Source organism: Cutibacterium porci, from assembly GCF_009696315.1.
In the GTDB taxonomy this organism is placed as follows: Bacteria; Actinomycetota; Actinomycetes; order Propionibacteriales; family Propionibacteriaceae; genus Cutibacterium; species Cutibacterium porci.
In genome coordinates, this window is the sequence record NZ_VUMG01000001.1 from 777,357 (window position 1) to 795,966 (window position 18,610).

Genomic DNA, 18,610 nt, shown 5'->3' on the forward strand with positions numbered 1-18,610 from the left:
TGGCCCGTCCTCGATGGAGAACGGGCCACCTATCGCTGAGTTTCAGGGCTTACCGTCCCAACGATGCCAATGCTTGGTAAGACTTCTTCGCATTGATGATCGGGCCGCCGCCAGCGGGTGGTTCCTCGTCGATCATGATGTCTTGCTCTAGGACGTAGTAGCCGTCAAAGCCGGCCTCATCGAGGAGTTTCACGATGGTGCCGAAGTCGATGTCTCCGTCACCGATAGGCGCGAACATCCCGGCACGGATGCCTTCTGACCAGGTGATCTCGCCAGGTAGAAGCTTGTCGGTCATGTCCTTATGAACGTCTTTGGCGTGGACGATGTCGACGCGGTCGGCGTACTCGCTGACTAGCTCGACGACGTCCGTGCCACCACAGGCCAGGTGGCCTGTATCGAGGCACAGCCCAATCGAGGAGCCCTCGAGCACCCGGACCACCTCGTCACGGTTTTGGACCATCGTTCCCCAGTGGGGATGTAGACAGGCGGTGACGTTGCGGTGGGCGCAGACGTCGCGGATGCGGTCAAGGTTGGTGAACAGCGTCTTCCAGCCTGCCTCGTCGAGGACTGGGCGGTTATCGTATCCGTCGCGTCCAGAATCCGTGGCGAGGATGAGGTAGTCGCCTCCAGCGGCTTCGAAGGCGTCAAGCTCCTTGTTCACCATAGGGATCGGATCGAAATTCGGATCGTGCATGACGGCCAGGAAGAATGCTCCTACGGGTTTGAGGCCGTACTTTTTCACTTCAGTGGCGCGGGCCTCAGCCTCGATGGGTAGCCAGCCTTGGGGGCCAAACTCGGTGGCGGTAAGGCCGATTTGTTTCATCTCGGTGAGGACGCGCTCTGGAGTCATCTGGTAACCCCAGTTCGGGACCTCGCAGACGCCCCAGCTGATGGGCGCTCCGGCAATCTTCATTGATGTGCTCCTCATGTCTCGGAGGCCTGAGCCTCTGTGCGTCAGGCCGCTTCTAGAAGTATATGTCCTGTCAAATGAAGGAGCAAGAACTGCTTTTGGTGGGTGGTATCGGTGTCACGTGTGTTAATTGTGCTAACATAATAGAATCTTACCGTCAGTGGTGAGGTCTCAGCTTTGTCGAACACGGGGGTTCACAGCATGATCAATATCGCCATTATTGGAGCCGGACGCATCGGGCACGTCCACGCTCGAGCTCTCGGGGCCCGTGACGACGTCACGTTGACGCTCGTGTGCGATCCATTCGAGCAGAACGCGCGTGCTCTCGCCGAGAAATACCACGTGAAGTACTGCCTGGATCCTGATGAGGTATTCGACGACGCTACCGTCGACGCCGTCGTCATTGGATCTCCCACTCAGTTTCACGTTGACCACATACTCAAGGCGGTCAACAGCGGAAAACGAGTGATGTGTGAGAAGCCGATTGCACTCGACCTCGAGTCTGCCAAGCGCTGCATCGACGAGCTCGGCGATCGCGCCGATCATGTCATGATGGGCTTTAACCGTCGCTTTGATCCGACGTTCAGTGCCTTGAAAGATCGCCTCGACGATGGGGAGATTGGCGATCTGCAACAACTCACTGTGGTGTCTCGAGACCCGGCAGCTCCGCCGGCGTCGTACATTGCAGGTTCTGGAGGCATCTTTAAGGACATGACGATCCACGACTTTGACATGGTGCGGAACTTCCTCGGCGACATCGCCGAGGTCAATGCTGTGGGCACTAATGTCTCTCCGGAGATTGCTGAACAGGGAGACTTCGATCAGGTGATCGTCACGTTGAAGTCCCGTGACGGCAAGCTCGCTACCATCATCAACTCGCGGACCTGCGCCTTTGGGTACGACCAGCGCATTGAGGCCTTCGGTGCCGACGGCATGCTCAGTGCCGACAACCTGACGGCAACTGCGGTTCGTAAAGCCACCAGCACCCAGACTGAGGCGAAGACCGCAGTCATGGACTTTTTCCTTGAGCGTTACGAGGATGCATACCGTATCGAGTTGGACGCATTCCTTGACTCGATCACCATTGGCGGCGCGGTCTGTCCGTCAGTGCGCGACGGCTACCAGGCCCTAGTCCTGGCCGAGGCAGCAGCGCGCAGCGCCAAGGAGCATCGCGCCGTCACTGTGTAATGCCGCTCGGTACGATCACCTAGGTGAGCACTGACAATCAACACGTCGCGGATTCAGAATCGCCTACCGAGGGCGCTGAATCCGCGAAAGTGCCGTCTAGTGCAGGTGCGTCCGGTGTATCTGCGAAGCCATCTGGTGCTCGCAAGCGACCTGTTGATGAGTTCCTTGCCGGAGCCGGAACACTCCACCCACTGCTGTCGTTATTAGCCGCAATGGTCATCTTTGGGGTGGGGCAAGCTGGATTCGGCGTGGTATTGACCGCATTGTTCGGCGGTCACCCAGATGCCCATACTTCGACGGTCTTGCTCTTGGCGTCCTTCGCTGGAGTTTGGCTGACGCTATGGGCATGGATGCGCTTCGTCGAGCAGCGGCCCATGAGCTGTCTTGGATTTCGCGGGCGTGGCCGCGACGTCTGGGTTGGGGTGGCAATCGCGGTCGCAATCCTTGTGATTGATGTTGTCGTCATGACAGCTACTGGCCAGGTGACGATGTTGTGGGCACACCCGAACGTCATGGCTGCGGGACTCATCGTTGCCGCGATCGTGCTGTTTGTCGTGCAAGGATGTGCCGAAGAAGCTGTGCTGCGCGGCTACCTCATGCAGTCGCTGGCGGCAAGATGGGGGATTCCTGCCGGAGTGGCCATACAAGCTGTCGTCTTCGCTGCGTTGCATGGTGCGAATCCCGGAACGACATGGGTGGCCCTGGTCAACATCGCAGGATTCGGTGTTATGTCGGGACTGCTGGTGATCTGGCGAGGCAATTTACTCGCGGCGATGGGTTTCCACACTGTCTGGAATTGGTTACAGGGCATGGTGTTGGGATTCGACGTTTCGGGCCTGGAATTGGACCAGAGCGTCATGACGACCACGGGCACGACTGGCTCGCGTCCTTGGCTCACCGGGGGAACCTTCGGCGCGGAAGGATCCATCATTAATACGATCGCCTTAGCCGTGCTGATTGCCGTTCTTCTCGTGACGATTCAGCGCGACTGGCGCAACAATTAGGTCCATGGCATTGCTCGAGGTCATCTGTCTGCACGAAAACGACGCCAAACGGGCAGCTCAGGGAGGTGCCGATCGCATCGAGCTGGTCGGTACGATGGACGACGGCGGGTTGGCACCCAGCCCCGAACTGTTGGCGCGCGTCCTTACTGCCGTTGATATTCCGGTGCGACCCATGCTGCGTCTTGACGGCGGGTTTCGGGCCGACCCCGGTCGACGCGACGAGATCCTCCGTCTGGCCAGTATTTACCGGGATTTAGGGGCTGACGGGCCAGTGCTCGGTTTCCTCGACGAGGCGACCGGAGTTGACGTCGACACTGTTATCGAATTGACGGACGATTTCCCACGCTGGACCTTCCACCGCGCCATTGACAGCAGTTTGGAGCCGGATAAAGCATGGGTGCAATTGCTCGGGTTACCCGGGCTCGACCAAGTGCTGACGGCCGGATCGCCACGAGGTGTAGAGCATGGTATTGACGACCTCATTGAGCGGGCCAATGCCGATCCTCGAGTAGCAGCACTCATCATGGCTGGGGGCGGATTGCGAGCCGAGCACGTTCCGTGGCTATACCAGGCTGGCGTGAGGGCTTTTCATATTGGCAGCCCTGCTCGGCCTCAGGGGTCATGGAAGGCGTGGGTTGATGCTGATCTGGTGAGGTCGTGGCGAGAACTCCTCGACCGTTTGACCAGGTAATGCCAGGTTCGCGTCAGAACCCTTGGATCCACACATCCCGGGTGCCCGGTGCCCGTACCGGAATATGCCCATGATCGCTCACCGTCTGGCTGGCCGGTGCGTCGGTCTGTCTGCGGGCCGATGAAGAAGAAGCCGTGACATTGTGTCGCTGATGGCGGGCAATGATGCGTGCCATTCCCTCGATGGTTTCGACGAGGTCATCCATGGACGCCGTGGAGGAATGGGCGAGACCGACAGCGGTGTAGCCGTTGACCCCGGTGGAGGCTACTGAATTCACATGCCAACCGTCGTCGCGCGGCAGCCACCCATTCTTGACGAAGGGAGTTGCCATGCCCGCTGTCATGCCCCAGTCTTGATCGTCTTCGACGTTGGACATGAGTTTGCGAGCGTACGCACGCATGGACGCGGGAATGATGGTGTTGGGGCAGAAGATGTGGTCAGCAAGTACGACTTGATCGGCGGCAGTCGTTGACGTCAGGCCCCAACGGTTCTGAGGATCGAAAGTCGTATGGGTGGCTCCCATCCGACGCATTGCAGTGCGAACACCGTCAGCTTTGCCAACCTTTCTCCACAACGCAGTTGCGGCGTCATTGCTCGAGTTCTCGATCATGGGGACGAGAAGGTCTTTTTCCTCCTCAGTGAGCTGACGTTTCTTACCGGCAGCTTGGATCATGACAGTTTCCATAATCGCCAATTTGATGATGGACGCTGTGATGTAGGTGGTAGCTCCGTGGTTGAGAACGTGGATATTACGCTGCCCATGCACCCTCATCGCCACAGACTGCTCTCCGCTACGCGTTTTGAGGTATTTCGTCAGTTCACTGTGGTAAGGAAATGGCACGTATGGTCCTGGAGCCGCAGGGCTCGCGACCTTAGTCGGGGCGGGTTTGCGTGGTGCAGAAGTCTTTGTCCTATTGGCTGCTCGCACTACGGGCATCCCGATGGCAGCTCCGGTAGCGACAATCAAACCCCCGAGTGCCGTACGTCTGGAGATGATCGCTTTCGCAGACAAAACCATGTCCTCCTATACGTGGACTATTCAACCTTATTGTCACGTCGCTCGGTCCAATGCGTCCAGATCGTCTGCATCAATAATGCGATATGAGTATCCCTGTTCGGCGAGGAACCGCTGACGATGGCTAGCAAAATCGGCGTCAACAGTATCGCGAGAGACGACCGCATAAAAACGCGCGACCAGGCCGTCCTTGGGGCGCAGTAGACGGCCCAAACGTTGAGCCTCTTCTTGGCGTGATCCAAATGCTCCAGAGACCTGGATAGCGACTTCAGCACTCGGTAAGTCAATAGAGAAATTAGCGACTTTAGAGACCACGAGCAGATCAATCTCACCGTCGCGGAAATTCTGGTAGATCTCTTGACGCCGGGCGGGTGTCGTTGAGCCGGTGATAATCGGGCACGATAACTCCTCGGCCAATTCTTCCAGCTGATCGACGTACTGGCCGATGATGAGAGTGGGCTGGCCGCGGTGACGCTCGACGAGGTCTCTGACAACCCGATTTTTAATCGGAAGGGTCGCGGCCATCCGGTAACGGACATCGGGTTCGGCCATGGCGCAGGCCATTCGATCGGATTCAGACAAACTCACCCGCACCTCGACGCAGTCAGCAGGCGCGATCCACCCCTGGGCCTCGATTTCCTTCCACGGGGCGTCGTAGCGCTTGGGCCCAATGAGGGTAAATACATCGTCCTCATGCCCGTCCTCGCGCACCAGGGTAGCCGTCAAGCCGAGACGACGGCGTGCCTGCAAGTCAGCCGTCATGCGGAAGACCGGGGCTGGCAGCAAGTGAACCTCGTCATAGATGACCAAACCCCAGTCACGGGCCTCGAAGAGCTCTAGATGTGGATGCACGCCGTGACGTTTGGTCGTGATGACCTGATACGTGGCGATTGTTACTGGGCGCACCTGTTTGCGCGACCCGGAATACTCTCCGATCTCGTCAGGGGTGAGTGAGGTGCGGCGAACAAGCTCCTCTTTCCACTGCCGAGCCGAGACCGTGTTGGTGACGAGGATCAGAGTGGTGCAGCGGGCGAGGCTCATCGCGGTGGCTCCGACAATCGTCTTGCCAGCACCGCACGGCAGTACAACAACTCCCGATCCGCCGTCCCAGAATGACTCTGCGGCCACGCGTTGATACGGCCGCAGATCCCACCCATCCTCGTTGAGGTCGATGTCGTGGTGCTCACCATCGACGTACCCGGCGAGGTCCTCTGCGGGCCAGCCGAGCTTCAACAGAGCCTGTTTCAGTGTGCCGCGCTGTGACGGATGAACTACTGCCGTTTCATCGTCGATCTGGTCGCCAACAAGTCCGCGTACCGACTTCGAGCGCAACACTTCGGTGAGCACAGCCCGGTCAGTCGATACCAGCACGAGTCCGTGGCTGGGGTGCTTTTCAATGCGCAACCGGCCATACCGTGACATCGTCTCGGTAACGTCGATCAGCAGGCCAGAGGCTACCGGGTAGCGTGAATACTTCATGAGAATGTCAACAACCTGCTCAGCGTCGTGGCCGGCGGCCATGGCGTTCCATAGCCCTAACGGGGTAAGCCGATAGGTGTGGATGTGCTCGGGGGCACGCTCCAATTCCGCGAACGGAGCTATAGCGTGACGACACTCATCTGCTAAGGAGTGATCTACCTCCAGTAGAAGAGTGTGGTCGGACTGGACGATGAGTGGGCCGGGTTCAGAAGTCATCATGACAAGTATCGTCCTGCAGCGTGTGTTTGTTCCCGAGCGGGGTGCGTCGGTGTCGTCGTCCGAAGCGCTGCGGCAATCGACCATACAGAAGGCAGGGATATATGCGACGTCGACTGCCTCAGGCGGGCTGGCAAGAAGTGATTCGAGAAACGGGAACGATGGCTACCCCGCCCCCGCCTCGAATAACGCAGCGCACTGCTCCGGCGGCTACCGCCATGATCCGTACGGTTTGACGCACCGTCGTGCCGTCGTCAATGACTCGTTCGATGTGCATCCACGAGCCATCGTGGTGGGCTTGGTGTAATTGGGCGATGAGTTGTCGTCGATCGGAGAATCCGCGTCCCCGATTGTCCAGCAGGCACGCAGCTAATTCATCGGGGTTAGAGTGGGGAGCCGAGGATGCCGGTGCCTCTGCCTTTGCTCGTGGCGGCGGAGGAGTCGAGAACACGTCACCGTGAGCGTCGCGGGCTACCGGTGACATCCCCAACTCGCGCAGCCCAGCCAGCACTTGGTCGGGTTCTGCCTGGGCTACGAGTACTTGGGGGCCGATGCGACGAAGACCGACATCGTTGGCCAGCGAGCTTCGCAAAATTGCTTCGACGGCGGCTGGATCGTCGTCCTCCAAGAGCGCCCCGGCAGCCGCTACTGACACCCGACCGTGGTCGCGTACAACGTCGTCGAGGAGCACGAGAAGGCTCTGTGGAACATCACCAAGGGAGTGTTCAGTCCACCATTGGCGCACTCGCTCACCGGTCCATCCGGCGTCGAGAGCACGGCGCAGGCTTGCGCGGTTGAACCGCCGTACTCCGGCGATACCAGTAGATTCTCGATCGGCCAGCAGAGCCAGATCGGCGGCGGTATCGGGGGTTAGCGGGCCAGGGGCAATCGCGGTGAGGTCAGATTGCAAGATGACGTCGTCAGTGCGTTCTGGCATGTCTGCACGGGTGCGTGCGTCAACGAGATCGGTGCGCGCGTCGAGTGCGACCATCCCGAGCACCCGGCACTCGTCGAGGACGGCCTCCACTAAGGCGTCGTCGACGGTTGTGCCAGGCTGACGCCACCGGATCCGATCCGCGACGGCCGTTGCCGTAATGGGGGTGCCTGGCTCGGCGGTGCGCAGCTCCTGATGCACTAGTCGACGCCATGCTTGAGCAGTTGCCGGTGCTGACGCGTCGAGAGTGTTATCGAGGCTGCCGGGCATCTGCGGAATATGCCGCCACGCATGTCGCAGGCTCACCCATTGCCCCCATAGCGAGTCAGTACGCCAACGGTCGGCCAACGGTGTCGGAAGCCAGCTGCGCCCGTCAGCGCCAATGAGGCCTCCTGCGGCAGCCAGAGCCAGGTAAACCCAACCGTCACCCTCGGGTGCGACCCGGGATAGCACGATGCGTGCGTCCCGTTTGGCGATGCCACCGTTGGCTAGCAGAGCACAGTTGTGGCGTTCCACCCCTTCCAAGAGAGCAGACATTGCGCTGACAGCTTCAAGAGCGGTGCCCAGCCCGGCCCGGTTCACCAACGTGACCTGACTCGGCTCGGGCCATGGTGGCGGAGTGGGGCGTGGTTGTTCGGTAAAGAGGCGGTTCTCTCGCAGCACCAGAGCCACTTCGCGGGGCAATATAACGGTGTCGTCGTCGAGGGGACGCAAGAGGCGATAGGCCAGAGCGGTTTCGACGGGGGTGGTGGCTGTTTCGGGGGTAACTGCGCGACGAGCATTGGGGACATGACCCGTGGGGGACCACACCAGACGCTCGAGCACCGAGCGGGCCTTGGAACCAGCTGCTGCTAGTTTCTCGGTGACCTCGTCAGGATTCATAGGCATGACGGATGCTGGAGCAAGCCCCGCAGGGTATTGAGACAGATGAGTGGTGACGATCTGGATGACGTGTAGCTGTCCGGAGTCCTCTAAGACGAGGGCCATATCGAGGAGATCTGAGATTCCGGCGGCGACGTCAGCCTGGATGTCTTCTGGAGAGGTAAGCCAGCCTCGACACAATGCTTCGGCTAATTCAGTAAGGCTGAGGTCCCCCAATGCAGCTAATGAGGTTAGCAGACTCAATCGCCAACGATCCAGACTGGAGATGGCAGCATTGATGGACGCATGGGTGCTTGCGCGCGACGACACCTCAGCCAAATCTCTGGGGGCGGGGTTGGCTAGGTCGGGGCGCAGGGCTAATAGCCGGGACAAACTCTGCTTATCGAGATTTCGGATAGTGGAGGCAAGGGTCGTCGGCTCCTCGGCCGCGCTCATCGGGAGGGCCTCGGATCTTGAGGTGTGAGCTGACGGTCAATGAGGAGGAACCCTAGGCCAAGCATGATGAGGCAACCGAGCCGAGACATCCACGCACATTGCTCCAGCACGGTGCGTACCGGTGATGTGATCGCTCCGCCAATAATGACGGCTACCGTCACGGCAGTGAGAGCTTTGGTGAGGTGTCCTGCCGCAAAGGGGTGACGCCATGCCAGCCACCATGCGATGACGAGGGCCGGTATGGATAACGGAGTCCACACGGATCCCACCGCGAGGATGACGATCCATGGCCACCCCAACCCTCGACACAGGTCGAGGAAGGATCGGCTACCGGCTTTCGCAGGGGGCCGCGGATCGAGGCGGGTAAGCATTTTGGGTGACGAGATGCGGGGCGGTGGTGTCGTTGACACCGGCGTCTCAGTCGGCGCCGACCAAGTGGAATACCCACGAGCTAGTCGACTGGTGCGGATCGGTTCATGCGGATCGCGGTGCTCGATGCGTGGTCCTGTCAGCCCGGCCTGCGTGGAGAACGGGTCCAGAGGCTGACGGCAACTGCGCCGACGTGGCAGCAGCTCTGCGAGCGGACGGCGATCGCCCCCCTGATATTCGCGTGGGGCGGTAACGGGCTTTCCGGCAGCGGGATTGGCGGGTTGGGTCGGCGTCTCCAATGGTTCGATCCGAGGTGCCTGGAAGGCGCGCGGGGCAGGCCGTGATCCGACGACGTCGACGGGTGCGGTGATGCTGCGTGCCATAACTCCATGGTAGGGGGTGGGTCCGACGATGCGGCACGCTCACCTTGGCCGGGCCAACGCTCATGGCTGGTGAGTGTGATCGCTCATAAGCACTCACGTAGCCCTAGTCTCAATCAGGCACGTCGAGGACGTTACCCGTGGTCCCGTCAAGGAGGGTTCGACATGGAGGTCATCATCTGCTCCGATGAGCAGGCCGTCGGGCGGATCGCCGCCAACCGGATTGCGAAGGTGCTAGGCCGGGAAAAGAATCCGGTGTTGGGGGTGGCGACTGGATCGACGCCGCTGACGACGTACGCCAGCCTGGCCGCTCTCGCGGCGGAGGGTAAGGCTGATTTCACGGGGCTGCGCGCATTCGCACTCGACGAATATGTGGGGCTCCCCGCAGACGATGAGCGCTCTTACGCGGCCACGATCCGTCACACCGTCACTGAGCAGCTTGGACTCGATCCAGCAAACGTCCACACCCCCGACGGCATGGCCGATGACCTTGACTCCGCCTGTGCTGCCTATGAGGCGGCCATCCAGGAAGCTCACGGGATTGACGTTCAGATTCTTGGCATTGGGGCTAATGGTCATATCGGTTTCAACGAGCCCACTAGCTCGCTGTCGTCGCGCACCCGCGTCAAGACTCTCGCGGAGCGCACTAAGGCCGATAACGCCCGGTTCTTTGAGGCGGGCGAAACGGTGCCGAGCCACTGCGTCACCCAAGGGCTTGGCACGATCATGGCTGCCCGCAATGTTGTGCTACTAGCGATCGGGGCCAACAAGGCTGATGCGCTAGCTAAGGCTGTTGAAGGGCCGGTTTCAGCGATGTGCCCGGCATCGGTGCTGCAATTCCACCCGCACGTGTTGGTTATCGCTGACGAGGCTGCCGGAGCGAAGCTCACTATGGCTGAGTATTTCCGGTGGACCGATTCTCAGCGAGGCGAGCTTTCCGGAGCGATGTGAGATCTGACGCCCCGGACCGATGAGTGTCCTCGGGGTGATGATCGAAAGTGAGTGGTGGACCGTCGTCAAGGCTTGTAACCTTGTATGGCGGTCCATTGGCCGTCATGACCGGAAGGAGTGAGCCAGAGATGCCAACCGGAAGGGTGCGTTTCTACGATGCCACCAAGGGGTTCGGTTTCCTGACGAAGGACGGTGGCGGCGACGTGTACGTCAACGCTTCCGCCTTACCCGCAGGGGTGAATACCCTGAAGCCCGGTCAGAAGGTTGACTTCGGGGTTGTTGAGGGTCGTCGAGGAGAGCAGGCCCTGTCCCTGCAGATCGTCGAGACTCCTGCCTCGCTGTCCAAGGCTAGTCGCAAGAAGCCGCAAGAGATGGCAGTGATCTGCGAAGACCTCATCAAGATGCTCGACAAGATGGGTAATGGTTACCGGCACGGGCGCTATCCTGATCCGCGCACGTCCGTCGCGGTGGCCAAGATGCTGCGCGCAGTCGCTGACGAGTTGGAGCTGTAATGACACCGGTGACGTCGAAGTCGCGCACGGCGACCCGAGCTATCAAGGCTGATGCGACCATCGCGAAAGCTGTGGACCAGGCGCGGGAAGCTGCCGAACACCGCGCTGGTGATTTCGGTGTGGGTGAGCACGTCGGGACCATCACCGAGAGCGAGCGTGTCCTTACTCACCTCTTCGAGTGTCCGCATCCCGGTTATCGAGGGTGGCGTTGGGCTGTGACGATGTCGCGTGCTCTGCGTGGCCGTAACGTCACCGTCAATGAGGTTGTCCTCATCCCTGGCGAGGATTCCCTGCTGGCCCCTGAATGGGTGCCGTGGCGTGACCGGGTGCGGGCGGGTGACATCGCTGCTGGCACCCTCATGCCGACTGCCGACAATGACCCACGTCTGGAGCCTGGATACACCGGCGGTGAATTAGCCCCAGATGAGGATCCAGCCGAATGGGCTGCCACTCGTGCCGTCGCCTCTGAGTTAGGGCTGGGGCGTGAGCGGCTGCTGTCGCGAGAGGGCCGTGACTCCACCGCTGAGCGCTGGCTCGCCGGTGAGGGTGGCCCAGACAATGCGACGAGTCGTCATGCGCCGGCCAGTTGCGTGACGTGCGGGTACTTCGTGCGCCTTGAGCATTCGCTGGGGCGAGTTTTTGGGGTGTGCTCGAACGAGTACTCTCCCTCTGACGGCTCGGTGGTCCACGTTGATCACGGTTGCGGAGGTCACTCTGATGTCGTTGAGAAGCGGCGGGGAATTGAACTCCCCGAGCCGGTTTTCGACACAATCTCGATTGACGAGTCGCTGTTTGACTGAGCCCTCTCTCGCCGTCCTGCCAGAGAGCTCAGGAACGTCGCCAACAGTATGCTGTGCCGGTAATTCCTAGGCCGGTACCCGTGAGGCAGATCCATAGCCAGTCGCGGTAACCAGACACAGTGAGGCGGTCGAGCATCATCCAGCAGATAAGCGATGCCACGGCGAAGGCGATGGTGCCCACGATGCCGACCGTCACGCCGTTTTCGTCTATTGGAGCGACGTTCGCCTGAGTAAGCAGATGACGGTTGGACACGGCTCTATCGTAATGCCCCCCGCAAGCCGTGACACGTTATCTCTAGAATGCCTGCGTGCCTAGCAATACCGCATCAGCAAGACTCGATCATTGGTTTCATCTGACAGAACGGGGCTCGACGAGATCTCGTGAAGTTCGTGGCGGCATCGTCACCTTCTTCACGATGGCCTACATCCTGGCCCTCAATCCCCTCATTATCGGCACCGCTGCCGATAAAAATGGCAAGCTCCTCAACGGCGCTCCGAAATTCCTTGATGCTGCCGGGACCACCCTTAATACCGTCGGCATTGATGACAACAAAATCATGGTAATGGCGGTGACAGCCTTTGTGGCTGCCATTATGACGATTGCGATGGGCATTTGGGGACGATTCCCGATGGGTATCGCGACAGGCCTAGGTATTAACTCTCTGCTTGCCTACGTTGTCGCTCCGACGATGACGTGGTCTCAGGCTATGGGCTTGGTCGTCTGGGAGGGCGTCCTCATTTTGGTGTTCGTTCTTACAGGGGTCCGGGAGATGATCTTCCGAGCTGTGCCCGATTCTTTGCGGGCGGCGATCAGCGTAGGAATAGGCCTGTTCATCGCGTTTGTCGGGTTCGTCGATTCTGGTGTTATTCGCCCCGGTTCGGGTACCCCCGTCACTTTGGGAGTTGGTGGCAGCTTAGTGGGTTGGCCCATCTTTCTGTGCCTATTCGGTTTTCTGCTGCTGGTGGTGTTGCATCAGCGTCACGTTAAAGGGTCCATGCTCATAGCAATCATCGGTACCTCACTTGTCGGAGTGATCATTGAGGCCATAGGAAACATCGGTGCCCAGAGCGACAAGAATCCGACCGGCTGGGCCCTTAACGTCCCCCGGCTACCCGCAGCCTCAGATTTCCGCTGGCCCGACCTGGGGCTACTCGGTCATGTTGACCTTGTTGGCGGGTTTCTTGTCGACGGTCATTTCCGTATTGGAGTCTTCTTGGGCACCCTGCTCGTGGTGTTTTCCCTGATGCTCGCTGATTTCTTCGACACCATGGGGACGGTTGTCGCGATCGGTGACCAAGCCGGCATCCTTGACGAGACCGGTAACCCTGAGCATCTCAAGGGAATCCTCGTCGTCGACGCCTTGGCTGCAGTAGCCGGCGGTCTTGGCTCAGCGTCGTCGGCAACCGGGTACGTCGAGTCGGCCGCTGGTGTAGGGGAGGGGGCCCGTACCGGTATCGCCTCCATCGTCACCGGGCTGGGCTTCTTGCTCGCGATGTTCCTGTCTCCGATCGTGTCCATCATCCCGTCTGAGGCAGCCGCTCCGGTGCTCGTTTTTGTCGGATTCCTTATGATGGCTCAGGTCACGCACATTGACTGGAAGCACGCAGAGGAAGGTCTACCAGCTTTTCTGGGCATGGTACTCATGCCTTTCGCCTACTCGATTACGACCGGTATTGGTGCTGGCCTCATCATGTTCTGCATCGCCAAGGCCATTTCTGGTAAGGCTCGCAGCGTGCATCCCCTGCTGTGGGTTGTTGCTCTGCTCTTTGTGGTGTACTTCAGCCAGTCCCTTCTTATGAAGCTGTTTGGCCAGCTCTGAGACCAGCGGAATGGGTGCATTCGAGGGTGTCCGGCTGCCAGGCTACGAAGAGGTTTGGCGCCGGGCGGCCCAGGTCGACGGCCAGCTGATTCCAGCCCGGATATGAGTTGAGGAAGGTGAGCACGGCGCTCGCTTCACCTCGTCGTGTAGACGGTATTGCTCCGATGACCTTCGACAGTTCAACCCGCGTGGCCAATATTTGTCCGGTCCCTGCATAACCGATTTGCATTCCGGGTGCTGGCCGCAGCGGAATCTGGGGGTCCCTGGCCATGAGCCGTTGAAGCGAGTAGGCGCTGGGTAGCCCGGCGGATGCGAGATCACGATCGAGCTCTTCGAAGCGTGCCACCGTCATGGGGATCTCCGTCCATCCCCATGACATATGGGTGAGCCAGTGATTGACAAGCCGCCAGCATCGCGTCAACCGCTCGGTTTCGATAGAGCGTCCGCGGACGAGGTCTTCGACGTCGTTGGGGGTTGGCCAGCCGGTTGGTAGCATCGGGCCTTCAACGTTAGGCCTGTAGAGCGGGTGGAACGGGCTATGCCACCGTGCCCGACGATGATGGTGAACAGGCACGTTGAACCGAGCTTCCGTCCACCTACGTAGTTTCATGGCGAGGCCCTCGTCGGCCTCGAAAATGTCGCGAACTTCGTCGATCGCGATGGCGTTGAGTCTCAACCCACCCATAGTGACAGGGTATAAGACTGCGGGTCGGCATAAGGTGTCGTCCATGAATCCACGCTCCAGGCAACACATCATTAGCGGGGTTCTCATCATCCTCGTACTTCTCGTCGTGGTGGGATCCCTGCTGTGATTGGTCGATCCGGCATGGCAGGATGTGACATTGTGACCCACCGATCCCGGACTCGACGCCGCGCATCCCAAGCTGCGAGCGCATTGCTGGCACTCGGATGCGCTTGGGGATTGTCGGTCGGCCCGGCAGCAGCTGCTGACCTCACCATCGCCACAGGTAAAAAGCTCGGGAATCCCGTTGGTATGGCTGCTGACCTTTCTCATGACTGGTATTGGATAACCGATGGTTCCTCATCGACGGTCCACTCGCTACTTGCTCTTGACACCTCAGGAAAAGAGGTTCACCGGGTGGCATGGGAGCCGGCCTTTCATGATGTCGAGGCGATGTCGTGGGCTAATGGGGCGCTGTACGTTGCAGACATTGGCGACAAGAAAGCCCAGCGTCGCGGGATTCGGGTGATATCCCCGACCTCAACAACAGCGAAGCAATCGACGTATTACGAGTGGATGTTCACCTATCCAGACGGCGCTCACGATGCCAAAGCGTTGTCCGTCAGTCCCAAGGGGACTTTTTACATCATTACCGATGGTCCACATCCTGCGATTTACCGGGGCGGCCCACAGGTGAGTCGCACTGAATCGAATCCACTAGAAAAGGTCGCTGACGCGCCAGCTGGAGTCAAAGACGCCACATTTCTGCCGGACGGGTCACGAATGGCCATCCTTACCGACCGTGAAGTGCGTGTTGTTGACGCTTATTCCTGGAAGACGGTCGCCAATGCCGCCTTCTCTGGTGGCCAAGCCATCACGACGGACACCACTCAAAAAACTCTGCAGATTGCGACCTCAGGGAACAAGGTGAAGGGGATCGCATTCCCGACCACGTTGACGTCGATCACGCCGTCCCCGTCACATTCCGCAAAATCTATCTCGGCGGCCTCTCAGGCCAAGGGCACACCGACGTCAAAGGCGCGGTCAGGCACCCTCACCGCGGTGGTCGGGGCTGTCGCCATTGCGGTGTGCGCCGGCGTCGTCACTTTTTTCTACGGCCGCTCCCGGGATACCACCTGGCGTCACCGCTAGTCGTGGTGTTCAAGCAGCCAGTCCAGACATGCTGACAACGCTTCAACGTCGCTCGGTTCAATCGAGCTGAAGGTTGCGACTCGGATCTGATTGCGACCCAGTTTGCGATACGGCTCAATGTCGAGGATGCCGTTGGCTCGAGCACGAGCGCACAGCTGTGCGGCGTCGACGGACTCGTCGATGTCGATGGTCACGACCACCGGGCTACGTAGCGCCGGATCGGTGACGAACGGGGTCGTCAGGGGGTTGTCTTCGGCCCAGCGATAGAGGGTTCCCGACGTCGACGCGGTACGCAATGCTGCCCACGCCATGCCGCCTTGGTCGAGGAGCCAACGGCACTGCGCCTCTAACATGATGAGGGTCGCCAAAGCCGGAGTATTGAGGGTCTGATCGGCTCGAGAGTTCGTCACGGCAAGGCTGAGGTCCAGCATCTGAGGCACCCAACGAGCCGAGGACGTCATTTTATTCGAGCGTTCGATCGCTGCAGGTGACAGAATCGCAAGCCATAATCCACCATCCGAGGACAGATTTTTCTGCGGCGAAAAGTAGTAGGCGTCGGTGGTTGAGACATCTGCTGCGATGCCGCCGGCGGCCGAAGTGGCGTCAATGAGGACGAGAGAATCGTCGTCGGTGTCGTCAGGTCGTCGGATGGGGGCGACGACGCCGGTAGACGTTTCGTTGTGGGCCCATGCATAGGTATCGACCCCGCTGACGGCCTGGGGCAGGCGGAGTTTGCCAGGTTCGGCGTGAAATACGGCGGGGTCGGCGAGGAAGGGGGCGCGCTGCAGGGCCGAGGAGAATTTTCGCGTGAACTCGCCGTAAACGCCAGTGGCAGCTCGTTTTTCGACGAGACAGACGGTTGCCATATCCCAGAACAAGGTGGCCCCACCATTGCCGAGTGCTACCTCATAACCGGCGGGCAGGTCATACAGCTCCCTCAACTCTTCGCGAATCGCCGCGACGACATGACGGACCGGTGGCTGGCGGTGAGAGGTGCCCATCACTGATCCTGGTTCGGCGAGGCTGGCTACCACGTCCCGGCGGATTCGAGACGGCCCACTCCCGAATCGGGGGTCAGCGGGCAAAAGGTCACGGGGGATTTTTGGCTCAGCCATACCCCGATACTCCCAGATCATGGAGTGCACAACGGCACAGTTCACGCTGTGATCGTGTGGCAGGATGAGGGAAACCGGGCTAGGAGGCATAGATGATCACCCGCATTGCTTCTCACCACGTCGTCGACCGTGATGGCAATGATTCACCAGCGACGATCACTGTTGAGGCTGGACGCATTAGGACAATCAGCGAGGGTATTGATCCAGAGGCTGAACTCGTCGACGAATGGATTTTGCCCGGATACGTCGATACTCACTGCCATGGTGGTGCCGGAGCTGACTTCACCGATCCCGACCACGAGGCCGCGTTGCGGGCGGTCCGCTATCACCGCAGCCAGGGATCGACGACTTTGTTCGCGTCGACGGTGACCGCAGCGATTGACGACGTCGTCACGCAGATTGGGCGACTTCGCCGGCTCGTCGATAGTGATGAGGTTGCCGGTATTCACCTGGAGGGTCCGTTCCTGGCTGAGTCGCGCAAAGGTGCTCACGCTGTTGAGCTGCTGTGTGATCCAGATCCGGTGTCCGTGGACCGTCTCATCGAGGCTGGCGGATCCGCTCTGAAGATGGTGACAATTGCGCCGGAACGTGCCCATGGCTTAGAGGCGGTGGCTACCTTTAGCCGCGCGGGAGTTCACGCTGCCATTGGTCATACCGAGTGCGACAATGTTACGGCTAGCGCTGCAGTCAACGCTGGGGCAGACGTCGTCACCCATCTATTCAACGCGATGCCATCCATTCATCATCGCCAGCCCGGTCCAGTGCCACCGATGCTCACTGATACGCGGGTGGTCTGTGAACTCATTTGCGACGGCGTCCATCTGGCCCCAGACGTCATTCGGATGGCGATGTCTACTGCCGGCCCACAGCGCATTGCTCTCGTGACCGATGCTATGAGCGCGACTGGACAACCCGACGGCGACTACATCCTGGGTAGCTTGCCGGTAAAGGTTCTTGACGGAAAAGCCCGCTTGGTGGCTGCTGATGGTTCGCTGGGAGCGATCGCGGGATCGACTCTCACGATGGGTCGAGCGGTCGAGTTCGTCACGTCTGTCGTGGGTATCCCGTTGGGGCAGGCTGCCGTGATGGCGGCCACCACACCCGCCAAACTGCACGGTTTGGACGCGGTTGGCGTCATCGAGGAGGGCCGCTGGGCTGATTTGTGTCTGACTGACGCGAAAGGTCATCTGGTGCGTGTCATTCGTCGTGGTGAAGCGGTCTGAGAGTCGGCGCGGGTGATTGAGCACTAAGCTCTAGGCAGGTCGCTCGGGCGTGAGTCATGGCGCCTAAGGGATTGTTGGGAGGTTAGCTTGCCCAGTGGGCAGGCGGCTAGTGTCGCCCCTTGGCTGTGAGGGCGAGGAAGAGGTGCACCGTGAGTAGTGAGCTCGTCGACACGACGGAGATGTATCTGCGGACCTTCTATGAGCTACTCGAAGAGGGCGTCGAATTGCGTCGGGCTCGTATCGTTGAGCGGCTGCACCAGTCCGGCCCGACGGTCTCCCAAACGGTTGCCCGCATGGAGCGTGACGGCCTTGTCGTGGTCGAGTCCAATCGCTCGATCTCGTTGACCCAGCAAGGTCACGACGTAGCTCAGACCGTCATGCGCAAGCATCGTTTGGCCGAGTGTCTGCTTACCGAGGTCATTGGGCTGCGTCCCGATTTGGTGCATGACGAAGCCTGCCGGTGGGAACACGTCATCTCCGGCGAGGTCGAGAAGCGACTCACAGAACTCCTCAAGAACCCTGATGTGTCCCCATATGGCTGCCCGTTGCCGCCGGAACGGACCGGGTGTCGTCCAGACGATTCCGCCCGTTTTCGCGACGACTCCAAGCCTCTGGACGAGGTTATTGCTGAGGCTGGGTGTCCGGTCCGTGTGACCATCATGAGGTTGTCGGAGTTTTTCCAAGCTACCGAAGGAAATCTTGCCGACGTCTACGCTGCCGGGCTATTGCCGGGTAAGAGCATCGAGGTCGACGACGACGCCGACGGCATCCGATTGACCGGAGCCGACGGCTCGGTCGTTGTCGATCCGGAGATCCTTTCGGGTCTGTTTGTTGCCCGGAACTCCTGAGCCG

The 18,610-nt window shown here is 60.0% G+C and carries 17 protein-coding genes and 1 pseudogene; 10 read left to right on the top strand and 8 right to left on the bottom strand.

All coding sequences use genetic code 11. From position 1 onward, the window contains the following. Window positions 1-49: 49 nt before the first annotated feature. Window positions 50-913: a TIM barrel protein gene (locus FYJ43_RS03395; RefSeq protein WP_154561903.1), complete on the bottom strand. Its 864-nt coding sequence runs from the start codon at window positions 911-913 to the stop codon at window positions 50-52. Window positions 914-1,111: 198 nt separating this feature from the next. Here FYJ43_RS03395 and iolG point away from each other — a divergent pair, with 198 nt between their 5' ends. From iolG to FYJ43_RS03410, 3 genes are all read left to right on the top strand, one after another. Then, window positions 1,112-2,098: an inositol 2-dehydrogenase gene (gene iolG / locus FYJ43_RS03400; RefSeq protein ID WP_154561905.1), complete on the top strand. Its 987-nt coding sequence runs from the start codon at window positions 1,112-1,114 to the stop codon at window positions 2,096-2,098. A gap of 212 nt (window positions 2,099-2,310) precedes the next feature. Beyond that, window positions 2,311-3,102, top strand: a complete 792-nt coding sequence (locus FYJ43_RS03405) for a CPBP family intramembrane glutamic endopeptidase (RefSeq protein WP_154562230.1) — start codon at window positions 2,311-2,313, stop codon at window positions 3,100-3,102. A gap of 4 nt (window positions 3,103-3,106) precedes the next feature. Further along, complete coding sequence (locus FYJ43_RS03410) at window positions 3,107-3,793, top strand: copper homeostasis protein CutC (RefSeq protein ID WP_154561907.1); 687 nt, start codon at window positions 3,107-3,109, stop codon at window positions 3,791-3,793. 13 nt (window positions 3,794-3,806) lie between these two features. Here FYJ43_RS03410 and FYJ43_RS03415 read toward each other — a convergent pair whose 3' ends face one another. From FYJ43_RS03415 to FYJ43_RS12460, 4 genes are all read right to left on the bottom strand, one after another. Further along, window positions 3,807-4,634, bottom strand: coding sequence for a serine hydrolase (locus FYJ43_RS03415; RefSeq protein ID WP_326833271.1), 828 nt, complete (start codon window positions 4,632-4,634; stop codon window positions 3,807-3,809). Window positions 4,635-4,844: 210 nt separating this feature from the next. Beyond that, window positions 4,845-6,503: a DNA repair helicase XPB gene (locus tag FYJ43_RS03420; RefSeq protein ID WP_154562234.1), complete on the bottom strand. Its 1,659-nt coding sequence runs from the start codon at window positions 6,501-6,503 to the stop codon at window positions 4,845-4,847. 121 nt (window positions 6,504-6,624) lie between these two features. Further along, window positions 6,625-8,754, bottom strand: coding sequence for a helicase-associated domain-containing protein (locus FYJ43_RS03425; protein ID WP_154561909.1), 2,130 nt, complete (start codon window positions 8,752-8,754; stop codon window positions 6,625-6,627). Further along, window positions 8,751-9,506 (bottom strand): hypothetical protein, encoded by a 756-nt coding sequence (locus tag FYJ43_RS12460; RefSeq protein WP_326833272.1) that lies wholly within the window; start codon window positions 9,504-9,506, stop codon window positions 8,751-8,753. The genes FYJ43_RS03425 and FYJ43_RS12460 overlap by 4 nt, the downstream gene beginning before the upstream one ends. Before the next feature lie 162 nt (window positions 9,507-9,668). Between FYJ43_RS12460 and nagB the strand changes: the two genes are divergently transcribed. The 3 genes from nagB (at window position 9,669) to FYJ43_RS03445 (ending at window position 11,766) form a co-directional block, all read left to right on the top strand. Next, on the top strand, window positions 9,669-10,454 hold the full coding sequence (nagB, locus tag FYJ43_RS03435; RefSeq protein ID WP_154561911.1) for a glucosamine-6-phosphate deaminase: 786 nt from the start codon (window positions 9,669-9,671) through the stop codon (window positions 10,452-10,454). Between the two features lie 128 nt (window positions 10,455-10,582). Then, complete coding sequence (locus FYJ43_RS03440) at window positions 10,583-10,966, top strand: cold-shock protein (protein WP_195839870.1); 384 nt, start codon at window positions 10,583-10,585, stop codon at window positions 10,964-10,966. Next, complete coding sequence (locus FYJ43_RS03445) at window positions 10,966-11,766, top strand: DUF3027 domain-containing protein (protein ID WP_154561915.1); 801 nt, start codon at window positions 10,966-10,968, stop codon at window positions 11,764-11,766. Before FYJ43_RS03440 ends, FYJ43_RS03445 begins: the two co-directional genes overlap by 1 nt. Before the next feature lie 28 nt (window positions 11,767-11,794). On the opposite strand, the pseudogene FYJ43_RS03450 reads toward FYJ43_RS03445, so the two are convergent. Further along, window positions 11,795-12,059: pseudogene (locus FYJ43_RS03450) on the bottom strand (DUF2530 domain-containing protein). A gap of 15 nt (window positions 12,060-12,074) precedes the next feature. On the opposite strand from FYJ43_RS03450, the gene FYJ43_RS03455 reads away from it, so the two are divergent. Continuing rightward, on the top strand, window positions 12,075-13,586 hold the full coding sequence (locus FYJ43_RS03455) for an NCS2 family permease (RefSeq protein ID WP_326833274.1): 1,512 nt from the start codon (window positions 12,075-12,077) through the stop codon (window positions 13,584-13,586). On the opposite strand, the gene FYJ43_RS03460 is transcribed toward FYJ43_RS03455, so the two are convergent. Then, window positions 13,561-14,271, bottom strand: coding sequence for a hypothetical protein (locus FYJ43_RS03460; RefSeq protein WP_154561917.1), 711 nt, complete (start codon window positions 14,269-14,271; stop codon window positions 13,561-13,563). The genes FYJ43_RS03455 and FYJ43_RS03460 overlap by 26 nt on opposite strands. A gap of 309 nt (window positions 14,272-14,580) precedes the next feature. Here FYJ43_RS03460 and FYJ43_RS03465 point away from each other — a divergent pair, with 309 nt between their 5' ends. Then, entirely contained in the window at window positions 14,581-15,420 is an 840-nt protein-coding gene (locus FYJ43_RS03465; protein WP_154562242.1) for a hypothetical protein, read from the top strand. On the opposite strand, the gene serC is transcribed toward FYJ43_RS03465, so the two are convergent. Then, a complete protein-coding gene (serC, locus tag FYJ43_RS03470; RefSeq protein WP_326833275.1) occupies window positions 15,417-16,580 on the bottom strand; it encodes a phosphoserine transaminase in 1,164 nt (387 codons plus the stop codon). The two genes, FYJ43_RS03465 and serC, sit on opposite strands and share 4 nt — an antisense overlap. A gap of 47 nt (window positions 16,581-16,627) precedes the next feature. Here serC and FYJ43_RS03475 point away from each other — a divergent pair, with 47 nt between their 5' ends. Together FYJ43_RS03475 and FYJ43_RS03480 are read left to right on the top strand one after the other, a co-directional pair. Continuing rightward, window positions 16,628-17,758, top strand: a complete 1,131-nt coding sequence (locus FYJ43_RS03475) for an N-acetylglucosamine-6-phosphate deacetylase (protein WP_154561919.1) — start codon at window positions 16,628-16,630, stop codon at window positions 17,756-17,758. A 125-nt stretch (window positions 17,759-17,883) separates the two neighbouring features. After that, complete coding sequence (locus FYJ43_RS03480; RefSeq protein ID WP_326833314.1) at window positions 17,884-18,606, top strand: metal-dependent transcriptional regulator; 723 nt, start codon at window positions 17,884-17,886, stop codon at window positions 18,604-18,606. The last annotated feature ends 4 nt before the right edge of the window (window positions 18,607-18,610 follow it).